Genomic DNA, 13,190 nt, shown 5'->3' with positions numbered 1-13,190 from the left:
CACCTCGGCGGGATGGCTACCGGACAGGTTCACGCCCCGGTGCCACAGCTCGCCCTTCCGGCGCGTGGGGCACTCGGAGTCGGTGCGCGCGGTCCGGGTCGCGAAACTAGACTCGGACTGTGGACCTGGACCGACTTGAACTCGCTGAGCTGTGGCGTCTGGCTCGCGAGACCCTGGAGGGCGGCGGCCGGTCTGCGTTCAGCATCTATGTCGAGGACGAGAGGACTGCCGCGGCGCTCACCGAACTGTTGCGCAAGCCGGTCGCGCACCCGGCCCGTCGGCAGATCTCCCTGGCGCGGCTGGACGAGCACATCCGTGCGCACGGCAGCACGCTGACCGAGGTGCTGGAAGCGTTGCACGGCAAGCCGATCGGCATGTCCACGGCCGAGGAGGCATCGACAGCCGACGCCGTGCTGAAGTTCGCACTGCGTCAGCACAACCTGCTGCACGAACCGTGGGCCGCACCGTGGATCGCGTACGTGCGCCGGTACGGCAAGGTTCCGCAACCGGCATTGCCGATGCTCGCCAACCAGGCGGCCTCGGTACTCGGCAAGCTCGGTCCGACCACGACTCGGTACGCCTTGGCCGGCAACGACCTCGACGACGGACGGCCACTCGCCCGCATCGTGGGCAAGGCGCTCGAACTCATGGGCACGACCTGGGAGCAGGCGGGGATCCTCAAGGACGCCTACAGCGACCCGGTGCTGACCTCCCAGGGCTACCTGACGCTGAACGACACCCTCGAGACCCCGGAGATCACCGTTGTCCGCAGCCCACGCCTGCTCGAATCCGGCGTGCCCGGCCCGTTGATGGTGCTCCCGAACGGCCTCACCGCACAGGCCAGGCACCACCTCGTCGGCAAGGTGGTCCGCTGCCATAACGACTTCACACCGGACGGTGTCCGCGCGACCAATGACACCCTCGCCTGGACCGGCGGCACGGCGTGGCGCATGTCGGCGAACGACTACCGCGAGGCCGTCGCCACGTTGATCGCCCGCAGCGTCGACCTGCCGACGTTGAACAGCCGCCCCCCGGACGCCGCCTGGGATCCCGACCTGGCGGAGACCATGGCGACCACCGGCCTGGTGGTCACCGAGGAGCACCTGCTGCCGTCCCTCCTCTGACGGCGCGAACCACCTCACGTCACATCGCCCGTGCCTCTCGACAACTTGCGCCCGATCCTGTGCCGCTCGAAAGTCATCGCGGCTGGTCAGGCGGCTTGTCTGTACTGGTTGACGAGGCTGCGTCCTCGGGCACCGTCGAGGAGGTGGGTTGGGTGCCGGGTCGCTTGCCGCCGACAGCCGTGTCGCGTGTGGCGCAGCCCTGGCCACTTGATTCGGGGCCAAGAGAGTTGACGCCTGCCCACGACCGCGGCACCGGGTCCGGGCGCACGCCGGCACCGACCGGCGGTGGGTATCTGGACCATCGGGGCACGGCGGCGAACATCGGCAACGGTGTTCCGTCGATGCTGCCGATGGAAGTTGGCCGTCCGATTCGCCCTTTTTTTCGCGTGTCGGTTCTGCCGTGTTCGACTGCGGATGACGCTTTTCTTGGGGGCGATTCACCGTTCAGGTGGTATACCGGTTACCCGATTTCGTTGGGCCCGGTCGGGGCGGGGTGGGCCGTCGGCCGCGGTGGAGTGCGGCGTGGATCTTGGTCGCGGATCGGGTGTCGGCGCGTCGCCGGGACGGGGGTGGTGTGCCGCGTCGGCTCGGTGCGCTGTCCGCGGCGGGGGTGCGACTGTGGTTGCGGCTAGGGTTCGATCAACCGATGACGGCTCGGTCGGGTCGTGCTATGGCACGTCCCGAAATCGCGCAGCCGCAGCTCGGCACTCCACGATTCGGTCGTACCGGTTGGCCCGTTCGCCACGGTCGAGACAGGGTCGTCACAATTTGGCTTGCGTGATTACGAAGGGTTCGCGGCACGCCGACGACCTGGGTTCGCCATTGTTATCGGGTAGTGGCGTTCAAGGCCCTGGACAGGCCGGGAAGTCGTGCTATAAAGCGTCCCGTGGGGGGTGCTGTAGCGAAAAGACCACCCGTCGCTGCGCTGGAGGGAACTGGACGATTGGTGCCGACGGACCATGGTGATGCGCTCGCCGAACTGGCCGGCCTGCTCGCCGAGTGCTCGGCGGGGACAGGCGGGCTTGCCCTGGTCAGCGGCGGTCTGGCCAGCGGGAAGACCGAATTGCTCCAGCGGTTCCAACGGCACGCCGCCGCGGCCGGGGCGCTGTTGCTGACCGCGACCGGCGCGCCTGCCGAGCAACCCCTGCAGGCCGGGGTCATCGACCAGCTGTTCGACGGCGCAGGGCTGCCGCCGGAAATTGCGGACCGCGTTTCGCACCTCATCACTCCTATTGCCGCGACCGTGGACGACTCCGGTGCGGACGTGCAGGGCATCCGCCATTCTTACGTGCGGCCCGTGCATGAATTGTGTCAAATCCTGATCGAGTTGTCCCGAGAACGCCCGGTCGTGTTGTGCGTGGACGACGTGCAATTCGCCGACAGCTCGTCGCTGCAATTCATCCTCTACCTGCGGCGGCGGATGAGGACCGGGCGGGTGGTCGTCGTGCTCGCCGAGTGGGAGCGGCCGCAGCCGACGCTGCCGCTGTTCCACGCCGAGCTGACCCGCCGGCCGCACCGCCGCATCCGGCTCGCACCGCTGTCGGCGGACGGGATCGCCGAACTGCTGCGCGACCGGGTGCTCGACCCCGACGCGCTCGCCCCTGCCTGGCACGACCTCAGCGGAGGCAACCCGATGCTGGTCCGCGCCCTGATCGAGGACCTGGAGGCCGGGCACGAGACCGGCCCCGGCCAGGTCGGTCCCGCGTTCAAGCGCGCGGTGCTGGAGTGCCTGCACCGCTGGGACGCCGGGCTGCTCGAGGTCGCGCGTGCCATCGCGGTGCTCGGCGAGGAGCGCACCACGGTCCTGCTCGGGCGGCTGGCCGGTACCACGCCCGAGGCCGTCGAGCAGGCGGTCGACGTGCTCACCGCCGCGGGGCTGCTGCACGACGGCGGCTTCCGCCACCCCGGCGCGGCGTCGGCGGTCCTGGACAGCACGCCGGGCGCCGAACGGGTGCGGCTGCACGCCCGCGCCGCCGAACTGCTCTACCAGCGCGGCGCGGCGGCGGCCGTGGTGGCCGACCACCTCGTGGCCGCGGACCGGGTCGCGCCGGGCTGGCCGGTCGGCGTGCTGCGCATCGCCGCCGAGCAGGCGCTCATGGGCGACGACGTGGCCGCGGCCGTGCGCTACCTCGAACCCGCGCTGCCCGTGGTCGAGCGGGACGAGCGGCTGGGCATCACCAGCGTGCTGGTCCGGGCGCTGTGGCGGGTCAACCCGGCCGCCGCCGTCGTGCACATGGAACCCCTGCACGAGGCGATGTGGGCGGGCGTGCTGCGCGGCCGGGACGCCATGACCGTCGTGCAGCACGCGCTGTGGATCGGGGACGAGGCCACGGCCGTGCGCGCGCTCGCCGTGCTGGACGAGAACCCGGGAGTGCTGGACGCGCAGAGCGCGGCCGAGCTGCGGATCGTCTGCCAGTGGTTCCACGGCCTCGGCCCGGCGACCGCGGTGGCCACCGACGTGGTGGCCGACGCGGACCCGTGGGTGGCCGCGGCGCAGGCCGTCGGCACCTTCTGGACCGCCGAGTTCCACCCCGACGCGATCGCCAGCGCCGAGCACATCCTGCGCAGCTGCCAGCTCGGCGACATGTCGCTGGAGGTCGTGCTCACCGCCCTGCTGATCCTGGTGCACAGCGGCCACCCGGACCGTGCCGAGCGGTGGTGCGACCGGCTCGTCGACGAGGCCACCCGCGGCGGCGCGGTGACCTGGCAGGCGATCCTGGAGGTCGTCCGAGCGGACATCGCGCTGCGCCGCGGGGAGGTCGTGGTGGCCGCCGCACGCGCCGAGACCGCGCTCGCCCTGCTGCCGCACCAGGGTTGGGGCCTGTCCATCGGCTACCCGCTGGCCGTGCTGCTGGAGGCCAACATCGCGCTCGGTCGGCACCGCGTGGTGGCCGACCTGATGCGGCTGCGCGTGCCCGACGCCATGTTCGCCACCGCCGCCGGCCTGCGCTACCTGCACGCCCGCGGCAACGGCAACCTCGCCGCCGGGCGGGTGCTCGCCGCCATCAGCGACTTCCAGAACTGCGGCACCCGGATGCGCGAGTGGGGCATCGACCTGCCGGTGCTCGCGCCGTGGCGCTGCGGCCTCGCCCAGGCCAACCTCACCCTCGGTCGCCCGGAGGTGGCCCGCGAGCTGATCCACGAGCAGATGCTGCTGCCCGCGGGCGACCGCCGCACCCGCGGCGCGGCATTGCGGGTCCTCGCCGCGGCGGGTGAGCTCGCCGAGCGGCCCGAGCTGCTGCACGAGGCCGTGCGGCACCTGCGACGGGCGGGTGACCGGGTCGAGCTGGCCCGGGCACTGTCCGACCTCAGCGAAGCCCTCGACGCCTTGGGGGAGCACGACAAGGCGCGCGAGCTGTCCCAGGTCGCGGCGGCCGAGACCAAGGCTTCCTACTCCGGCGCCCTGCCCATCCCGGTCGACTGGGAGGACGGCGGCGGCGGCGACGCCGGCGACGGGCGACCGGCCCTGAGCGACTCCGAGCTGCGGGTGGCCGAACTCGCCGCGAAGGGTCACACGAACCGCGAGATCAGCGGCATCCTCTACATCACCGTCAGCACCGTCGAGCAGCACCTCACGAGGGTCTACCGCAAGCTGGGCATGCGCAGCCGGGCGGACCTGCCGCACCGCCTGTCCCAGCGGACGGGCGCAGACCCGCGGGCCTTCGAAGCCCGCGGGTGACCCGCGCACCACCTGAGCAGAAAGAGCCCGCCAATGCCCAACCAGTCCACCTGCCGCGTCTGCGCCGGGACCGTCACCGAGTTCGTCGACCTCGGTGACCAGCCGCTGTCCGACGCGTTCCGGCGCCCCGAGGACACCTCCGTCGAGTTCACCTACCGCCTCGCCGTGGGCGCGTGCGCGGACTGCGCGATGGTGCAGCTGATGGAAGAGGTGCCCAGGGAGAAGATGTTCCACGAGGACTACCCCTACCTCTCCCAGGGGTCCGCGGTGATGCGCGGGCACTTCCGCGCCCTGGCCGAGCGGTTCCTCGACACCGAGCTGGCGGGCGAGGACCCGTTCGTGGTCGAGCTGGGCTCCAACGACGGCACCATGTTGCGCACCCTCGCGGAGGCGGGCGTGCGTCACCTGGGCGTGGAACCGTCCGGCGCGGTCGCCGACCTGGCCGCCGAGGCGGGCGTGCGGGTCCGGAAGGACTTCTTCGAGGAGTCCACCGCGCTGTCCATCCGCGAGCAGGACGGCCCGGCCGACCTCGTGTACGCCGCGAACACGTTCTGCCACATCCCCTACGTGGACTCGATCCTGCGCGGCGTCGTGGCGCTGCTCAAGCCCGGCGGGGCGTTCGTGTTCGAGGACCCCTACCTCGGCGACATCGTCGAGCAGACCTCGTTCGACCAGATCTACGACGAGCACTTCTTCCTGTTCAGCGCCACCTCGGTGGACGCCATGGCCCGCCGGCACGGCTTGGAGCTGGTCGACGTCGAACGCCTGCCGGTGCACGGCGGCGAGGTCCGCTACACCCTGGCCCTGCCCGGCGCGCGCACCCGCTCCGAGGCCGTCGCCGCCCTGCTCGCCGAGGAGGAGGCGCGCGGCCTGCACGACCGCGCTGTCCTCGGCGGGTTCGGCGACCGGATCCACGCGATCCGCACCGACCTCCGGGCGCTGCTGGAGGACCTGAAGGCCAAGGGCGAGCGGGTCGTCGGCTACGGCGCGACCGCCAAGAGCGCCACCGTCACCAACCTCTGCGGCATCGGACCGGACCTGGTCGAGTTCATCAGCGACACCACGCCCGCCAAGCAGCACAGGCTGGCGCCCGGCTCGGGCATCCCGGTGCGCCCGCCTGCCGCCTTCGCCGACCCCTACCCCGGCTACGCGCTGCTGTTCGCCTGGAACCACGCCGCGGAGATCATGGCGAAGGAGGAGGCGTTCCGCGCGGCGGGCGGCAAGTGGATCCTGTACGTGCCCGACGTCCACGTGGTGTGACCGTGCCGGGGACACTGGCCGGCACGTTCGTCGCGGTGCTCGGCGGCTCGGGGTTCGTGGGTTCCGCGGTGTCCGCGCGGTTGGCGGCGAAGGGCGCGCGGGTGCGAGTGGTGGCGCGCGACCCCGGCGTGCCGCCGTTCCCGTGCGAGGTCGTCGCGGCCGACCTCACCGAGCCCGGCGCGGTCGCCGCCGCGGTCGCGGGCGCGGACGTGGTGCTGCCGCTGGTGCTGTTCACCGGCGGTGGCAGTTGGCGGGTCGCCGACGGTGGCGCGGACGACGCCGCGCGGGTCAACGTCGGCATCGTCGCGGAGGCGGTGGCCGCGGCTCGCGGGCCGGTCGTGTTCGCCGGCTCCACCTCGCAGGTGGGGTCGGGTGCGCCGGAGCGGATCGACGGCACCGAGACCGACCAGCCCGACTCGGAGTACGACCGGCAGAAGTGCGCCGCCGAACGGCTCGTGCGCGACGCGGGCGGCTGCTCCTTGCGGCTGCCCACCGTCTTCGGGCCCTCCACCGGCTCCCCGGACCGGGGCGTGGTGACCGCGATGGCACGGCGTGCGCTGGCCGGCGAGCCGTTGACCGTGTGGGGCGCCGGGGACATGCAACGCGACCTGGTGTTCGTCGAGGACGTCGCCGAGGCGTTCGCGGCGGCCGTGGCGCACGCCGACCGGCTGGCCGGTCGGGCGTGGCTCGTCGGCTCGGGCGCCGGGGTGGCGGTGCGCGCGTTGTTCGAGCTCATCGCCGCCACCGTCGCCGACCACACCGGCCGCCCGGCCGTGCCGGTGCGGTCGGTGTCGCCACCGCCGCACGCCACCGCGTCGGACTTCCGCAGCCTGGTCGCCGACCCGGCCGCCCTCACCCTGGCCACCGGGTGGCGGCCCCGGGTTCCGCTGGCCGACGCGGTGTCGAGGACCGTCGCGCACCTGGCGCAGTCCTTTGCGGACAGTCCTCGGTCGGGTACCCCTAACCCCCGATAGGGGTTCCCCTAAGCTGGTTGACCGCGCGGGCCGGGCCGCTGCACGCTGATCACCGCCTGAGACGGAGGTCGTCGATGAAAGCCCGCGCACTCTCGGTCGGTGGGGCTTGGGAGTTCGAGCCCGAGGTGTTCCCGGACGACCGCGGCCTGTTCGTCTCCCCGTTCCAGCACGAGGTGTTCGTCGAGGCGGTCGGCACGCCGCTGTTCACCGTGGCACAGGCCAGTGCCAGCGTGTCACGCCGCGGGGTCGCCCGCGGCGTGCACTACGCCCGCACGGCACCGGGTTGCGCGAAGTACGTGACCTGCTCGCGCGGGCGGGTGCTGGACATCGTGGTGGACCTGCGGGTCGGCTCGCCGACGTTCGGCGAGTGGGACTCCGTCGAGCTCGCGGGCGACGACTTCCGCGCCGTCTACCTCCCACCGGGACTCGGCCACGCGTTCGTCGCCCTGGACGACCACTCCACCGTGCACTACCTGCTGTCCCGCGCCTACGAACCCGCCGACGAGCTGGCGGTGTCCCTGCTGGACCCGGACCTGGGGCTGCCCGTGCCGGCCGACGTCGTGCTGTCCGAACGCGACCGCGCCGCGCCGGGCCTGGCCCTCGCGCGGAGCACCGGACTGCTGCCGGCACACGCCGCCTGAGCCGAGGAGAGCACACCAGGTGACCGCGCCCACCCGTCGTCCCACCCAGGTGCGCCTGGCCGAGTCGATGCTCGCCGCCCGTGACGCCGACGCCGCGCACGCCTGGCTCGCCCGCACCGCCGAGCGCAGCTGGATGCACGTCGAACGCGTGCCGCTGGACGGCCTCGCGGGCTGGCTCACCGAACCCGGCACCGGCAACCTGCGCCACCACACCGGCCGGTTCTTCAGCGTCGAGTCGCTGTCCGTCGAGCTGCCCGGCGCACCGGTGCCGCGGTGGTCCCAGCCGATCATCAACCAGCCGGAGATCGGCATCCTGGGCATCCTGGTGCGCGAGATCGACGGCGTGCTGCACTGCCTCATGCAGGCCAAGCACGAGCCCGGCAACCCCAACGGCCTGCAGCTGTCGCCGACCGTGCAGGCCACCCGCAGCAACTACACCCGCGTGCACCAGGGCAAGCCCATCCCGTACCTGGAGCACTTCCGCGACACCTCCGGCCACCGGGTCCTGGTGGACATCCGGCAGTCCGAGCAGGGCGCGTGGTTCTACCGCAAGCGCAACCGCAACATGGTCGTCGAGGTCGACGGCGAGGTCGAGGTGCGCGAGGGGTTCCGCTGGTTCACCCTCGGCGAGATCGCCGGCCTGATGACCGTGCCGGACCTGGTGAACATGGACGCCCGCACGGTGCTGGCCTGCCTGCCCGGCGGCGGCGCGGCCCTGGCCGGCGCGGCGACCGACCCGTTCAGCGAAGCCCTGGTCCGCTCCGCCGACCCGGCCACCCCCGGCGTGCACACCATCGGGGACGTGCTGAGCTGGATCACCGAGGTCCGCACGCGCACCGACCTCCGGGTGACCCTCGGCCCGTTGTCCGGGTTGCCGGACTGGACCCGCGAGAACGGCGTCATCGCGCACCGCGGCGGCGGGTTCTTCAGGGTCGTGGGCGTGGACGTGCGGGCAGGCGGGCGTGAGGTCGGCGCCTGGTCCCAGCCGATGATCGAACCACGCGGCACGGGCGTGATCGCGTTCCTGGTCAAGCAGATCGGTGGTGTGCTGCACGTGCTCACCCACGCGCGCACCGAGGCCGGCTACGCCGACGTGACCGAGCTCGCGCCCACCGTGCAGTGCGTGCCGGAGGCGCACGACCACCTGCCGGTGCGGCCCCGGTTCCTCGACGACGTGCTCGGCTCGACCAGGATCCGCTTCGACGCCGTGCTGTCGGAGGAGGGCGGTCGGTTCCTCGGCGCGCGCAACCGGTACCTGGTCGTGGAGACCGACGCCGACGTCGCACCGGACGACCCCGAGTACCGGTGGCTGACCCTGCACCAGTACGAAGAGCTGCTCAAGCACAGCTTCTACGTCAACATCCAGGCCCGCAGCCTGCTGCTGTGCCTGCGCAGCCTCGTCCCGCGCGGGTGAGGCGGGCGTCGCCGCCCGCCCCGGCCCGGTCACAGCGTCGCCAGCACCTGCTTGAGCGCGTCCACCACGTGCTCCTGCGTGTCCTGGGGCAGTGACGGGTACATCGGCAGCGAGAAGATCTCGCCGGCCACCCGCTCGGTCACCGGCAGGCTGCCCTCGGCGTAGCCCAGGTGCGCGAACCCGGTCATGGTGTGCACCGGCCACGGGTAGCTGATGTTCAGGTGGATGTCGTGCGCCTTCAAGCGTTCCAGGATGTCGTCGCGACGCGGGTGGCGCACCACGTACACGTAGTGCACGTGCGTGTTGCCCGGCGCGGTCGTCGGCAGCACCAAGTCGGTGTCCGCCAACGCTTCCGCGTACCGCGCGGCCACCGCCTGCCGCGCCGCGACGTAGTCGTCCAGGCGGACGAGCTTGCGGCGCAGGATCTCCGCCTGCACCTCGTCGAGCCGGCAGTTGTGGCCGGGCGTCTCCACGACGTAGTAGGTCTTCTCCATGCCGTAGTAGCGGTGGCGGCGCAGGTTCGCGTCCACCACCGGATCGTTGGTGATCGTCGCGCCGCCGTCGCCGTAGGCGCCGAGCACCTTGGTGGGGTAGAAGGAGAACGCGGCGGCGTCGCCCATCGACCCGGCCACGCGGCCGTGGTGGCGCGCGCCGTGCGCCTGGGCGCAGTCCTCCAGCACCAGCAAGCCGTGTCGCCGTGCCAGCGCCCGCAGCGGTTCCATGTCGACGCACTGGCCGTACAGGTGCACGGGCAGCAGGGCCTTGGTCCGCGGTGTGATCACCGAGTCGACCTGGGCGACGTCCATCAGGTAGGTGTTCGGGTCCACGTCGACGAACACCGGCGTGGCGCCGACGGCGTCGATCGCCAGCACGGTCGGCGCGGCGGTGTTGGACACCGTGACCACCTCGTCGCCGCGGCCGACGCCGAGCGCCTGGAGGGCCAGCCGGATCGCGTTGGTGCCGTTGTCCACGCCGACGCAATGGGCGACGCCGTGGTAGTCGGCGAACTCGGCTTCGAAGGACGACACGCTCGGCCCGAGGACGAGCCTGCCGGAGGAGAACACGGTCTCGACCGCGTCGAGTATGTCCTTGCGCTCCGATTCGTATTCGCGCGAGTAGTCCCAGACGAGCGTGGCCATCGGCAGCCCTTTCGCGGTGGTCGGCATCCCGTCCAGCCTAGGTCTGGCCCCCGGCTAGGGGGTAACCCCTAACCTGCAGGTCAGGGTGGCCGGTGCGGGCCACAGGGGTGAACGGCCACTAGTCCGTTCGCGCGTTGTCCGGGCCTCGGGGGAATAGGGGGGTTAGGGGTGTCCAGGCCGCTTCCGGGCGCTTTACGGTGGCCACGCTCCCGGCGGGGTCGCCGGATTCCAGCACATCCATTGGGGCGAGGACGACGAATGTCGCGGCATTTCCTGTTCATGTGCCACCCGGACCACGGGCACGTCATCCCGAACCTCGCGGTGGTCACCGAACTGGCCGCGCGCGGGCACCGGGTCACCTACCTGACCGCGCCGAGCATGGCGGAGATCGTCACCGAGGCCGGCGCCACCGCCGTGACCTACCCGTCCCGGTACCGCGACGCCGACTTCGCCCTCGTGGCCAACGATCCCGGCTACCTGATGGGCGTGCTGCTCGACGAGAGCGAGGCGATGCTCGCCACCGCGACGGCCGAGCTGGACGGCGACCGACCGGACTGCCTGGTCTACGACACCTCGGTGCTCTACGCGGCCCGGGTGCTGGCCCGGCACTGGGACCTGCCCGCCGCGCAGGTGATCCCGGTGTTCGCGTCCAACGAGCACTTCTCGTTCCTCAACGCCATGTACAACCCCGAGTCCGACGCCGCCGAGCGGCCCGCGGCGGAGCGACCGAAGGAGATGCCCGAGTGGGTCGGCGCCACGATGGCGCGCATCGGCGCGCTCTGCGCCCGCTACGGGGTGGCCGCCGCGCCGCACGAGGTGTGGTTCGAGGTGCCGCCGCTGAGCCTGGTCACCGTGCCGCGCGAGTTCCAGTACGCGGGTGAGACCTTCGACGAGCGGTTCGCGTTCGTCGGGCCGTGCGTCGGCGACCGCAGCTTCCTCGGCACGTGGACGCCGCCCGCCGACGGCCTGCCCGTGGTGCTGGTGTCGCTCGGCGCGGTGTTCAACCAGGACGAGGGTTTCTTCCGCACGTGCGTCGAGGCGTTCCGCGGCCGACCGTGGCACGCGGTGATGACCACCGGCGGCGGGGTGGACCGCGCCGCGCTCGGCGACCTGCCGCCCAACGTGGAGGTGCACGACTTCGTGCCGCACGTGGCCGTGCTGGAGCACGCGTCCCTGTGCGTCACCCACGCCGGCATGGGCACCGTGATGGAGGCGCTGCGGTCGGGCACGCCGATGGTGTGCGTGCCGGGTTCCGCGCTCGACCGGCCCACCGGGTGGCGGGTCCGCGACCTGGGCCTGGGCACCGTGCTCGACCCCGCCGACCTCACGCCCGCGACGCTGGTCGACGCGATCACGTCGGTGCTGGGCGACGAGGAGACCGCGGTCCGGTCGGAGCTGATGCGCAAGGCCGTCGCGGAGTCGGGCGGCACGGTGCGCGCCGCCGACGAGGTCGAGCAGCACCTGGCGCGGTCGCGTTGACCGCCGCTGCGACCGAGTTCGGCGTGCTGGGCCCGATCCGGGTCCTGCGCGAAGGCGTGGAGAAGCGGGTGGGCGGGCCCCGCGAGCGCGCGGTGCTGGCGCGGCTGCTGTTCGACGCCAACCGCGTGGTCAGCGTGGACCGGCTCATCGAGGCGGTGTGGCACGGCGACCCGCCGGCCAGCGCGCGCGGCCAGGTCGCGATCTGCGTGTCGCGGCTGCGGCGGGCCCTCGGCGAGTCGGGTCGCGCCATCGGCACCGCGAGCCCCGGCTACGTGGCGCGGCTGGACGAGGGCGCCGTGGACTGGTTGCGGTTCAACGCGCTCGTCGGCCGAGCCCGCACGCGCGCGGCGGGTGGTGACGCGGCGGGCGCGGTGGCGTTGTACCGCGAGGCGCTGGGGCTGTGGCGCGGTGTGCCGTTCGAGGACCTGCCCGGCCTGCGCGCGGAGGCGGTGTCGTTGCAGTCCGCGCGGTTGGACGCGGTGGAGGCGTGCGCCGAGCTGGAGCTGCGGCTCGGGCTGCACCACCGGGTCGGCAAGGACCTCGCCGCCGTGGTGGCGGAGCACCCGTTGCGCGAGCGGGCGCGGGCACAGCTGATGCTGGCCCAGTACCGGTCGGGTCGGCGGGCCGACGCGCTGCGCACCTACCAGGACGCGCGGCGGGTGCTGGTCGAGCAGATCGGCCTGGAGCCCGGCCCGGAGCTGCGGGAGCTGCACGAGCAGATCCTGCGCGACGCGCCGTCGCTGCTCGCCGCACCGGCCCGTGCCGAGGTGGCGGCGGTGGCGCCGTCCCAGTTGCCGCGCCAGGTGCTGCCGTTCGCCGGTCGGTCGGCCGAGCTGGCCGAGCTGGACGCCGCCCTCGCGACCGGCCCGGACGTGCCCGGCGCGGTCGTGCTGTCCGGTCCTGGCGAGGTGGGCAAGACGGCGCTGGCGCTGCGCTGGGCGCACCACCGCCTGGACCGGTTCCCGGACGGGCAGCTGCACGCCGACCTGGTGGACGACTTCGATCGCCCGGTGCCGCCGGCCGTGCTGCTGGACCGGTTCCTGCGGGCGCTCGGCGTGCCCGGGTCGTCCATCCCGGACGACCCGGGCGAGAAGGTCGCGCTGTACCGCAGCACGGTGTCGCGCAAGCGCGTGCTGGTGGTGCTGGACGGCGCGGTGGACCACGCCCAGGTCCGGCCGCTGCTGCCCAGCGGTGCGCACACCCGGGTCATCGTCACCAGCCGGTACCCGATGGACGAGCTGGTCGCCCGTCACGGCGCGCACCGGGCGTTCCTGGAGCCGCTGAGGCCGGAGGAGTCGTGGGAGCTGCTGACCATGCTGCTCGGTCGCGACTGGGTGGCCGAGGAACGCGGTGAGGCGAGCAGGATCGTCGGCTCGGCCGACGGCTTCCCCCTGCCGCTGCGCCGCGCGGCGGCGGGCGTCCGGTCCGCGCCGCACCGCCCGGACCGTCGATGGCTGACCGGCGTGCCCGCCTGACCGAC

The 13,190-nt window shown here is 72.7% G+C and carries 9 protein-coding genes; 8 read left to right on the top strand and 1 reads right to left on the bottom strand.

What is annotated here, in order from left to right; genetic code table 11:
* The first annotated feature begins 119 nt into the window (after positions 1-119).
* The 6 genes from ACIQMJ_RS19740 to ACIQMJ_RS19715 all read left to right on the top strand — a co-directional run bounded on the left by ACIQMJ_RS19740 (position 120) and on the right by ACIQMJ_RS19715 (position 9,092).
* Complete coding sequence (locus tag ACIQMJ_RS19740) at positions 120-1,124, top strand: TIGR02679 domain-containing protein (protein WP_499762418.1); 1,005 nt, start codon at positions 120-122, stop codon at positions 1,122-1,124.
* Between the two features lie 946 nt (positions 1,125-2,070).
* The gene (locus ACIQMJ_RS19735; RefSeq protein WP_499762417.1) at positions 2,071-4,803 is read left to right on the top strand and encodes a helix-turn-helix transcriptional regulator; all 2,733 of its coding nucleotides are present in this window, start codon (positions 2,071-2,073) and stop codon (positions 4,801-4,803) included.
* A 33-nt stretch (positions 4,804-4,836) separates the two neighbouring features.
* A complete protein-coding gene (locus tag ACIQMJ_RS19730) occupies positions 4,837-6,063 on the top strand; it encodes a methyltransferase domain-containing protein (protein WP_499762416.1) in 1,227 nt (408 codons plus the stop codon).
* 2 nt (positions 6,064-6,065) lie between these two features.
* The gene (locus ACIQMJ_RS19725; RefSeq protein WP_499762415.1) at positions 6,066-7,037 is read left to right on the top strand and encodes an NAD-dependent epimerase/dehydratase family protein; all 972 of its coding nucleotides are present in this window, start codon (positions 6,066-6,068) and stop codon (positions 7,035-7,037) included.
* Positions 7,038-7,111: 74 nt separating this feature from the next.
* Positions 7,112-7,678, top strand: a complete 567-nt coding sequence (locus tag ACIQMJ_RS19720; protein WP_499762414.1) for a dTDP-4-dehydrorhamnose 3,5-epimerase family protein — start codon at positions 7,112-7,114, stop codon at positions 7,676-7,678.
* 19 nt (positions 7,679-7,697) lie between these two features.
* The gene (locus tag ACIQMJ_RS19715; RefSeq protein ID WP_499762413.1) at positions 7,698-9,092 is read left to right on the top strand and encodes an NDP-hexose 2,3-dehydratase family protein; all 1,395 of its coding nucleotides are present in this window, start codon (positions 7,698-7,700) and stop codon (positions 9,090-9,092) included.
* A 29-nt stretch (positions 9,093-9,121) separates the two neighbouring features.
* Here the strand turns inward: ACIQMJ_RS19715 and ACIQMJ_RS19710 are convergent, their stop codons facing one another.
* Entirely contained in the window at positions 9,122-10,231 is a 1,110-nt protein-coding gene (locus ACIQMJ_RS19710; protein WP_499762471.1) for a DegT/DnrJ/EryC1/StrS family aminotransferase, read from the bottom strand.
* A 258-nt stretch (positions 10,232-10,489) separates the two neighbouring features.
* Here ACIQMJ_RS19710 and ACIQMJ_RS19705 point away from each other — a divergent pair, with 258 nt between their 5' ends.
* Both ACIQMJ_RS19705 and ACIQMJ_RS19700 read left to right on the top strand, forming a co-directional pair.
* A complete protein-coding gene (locus ACIQMJ_RS19705) occupies positions 10,490-11,710 on the top strand; it encodes a macrolide family glycosyltransferase (protein ID WP_499762412.1) in 1,221 nt (406 codons plus the stop codon).
* Positions 11,707-13,185: an AfsR/SARP family transcriptional regulator gene (locus tag ACIQMJ_RS19700; RefSeq protein WP_499762411.1), complete on the top strand. Its 1,479-nt coding sequence runs from the start codon at positions 11,707-11,709 to the stop codon at positions 13,183-13,185. Before ACIQMJ_RS19705 ends, ACIQMJ_RS19700 begins: the two co-directional genes overlap by 4 nt.
* Positions 13,186-13,190: the final 5 nt, after the last annotated feature.

Source organism: Actinosynnema sp. NPDC091369 (assembly GCF_044757065.1).
GTDB lineage: Bacteria > Actinomycetota > Actinomycetes > Mycobacteriales > Pseudonocardiaceae > Actinosynnema.
Note: the sequence above shows the minus strand (reverse complement) of the source record. Positions and strands in the feature narration are given on the sequence as shown.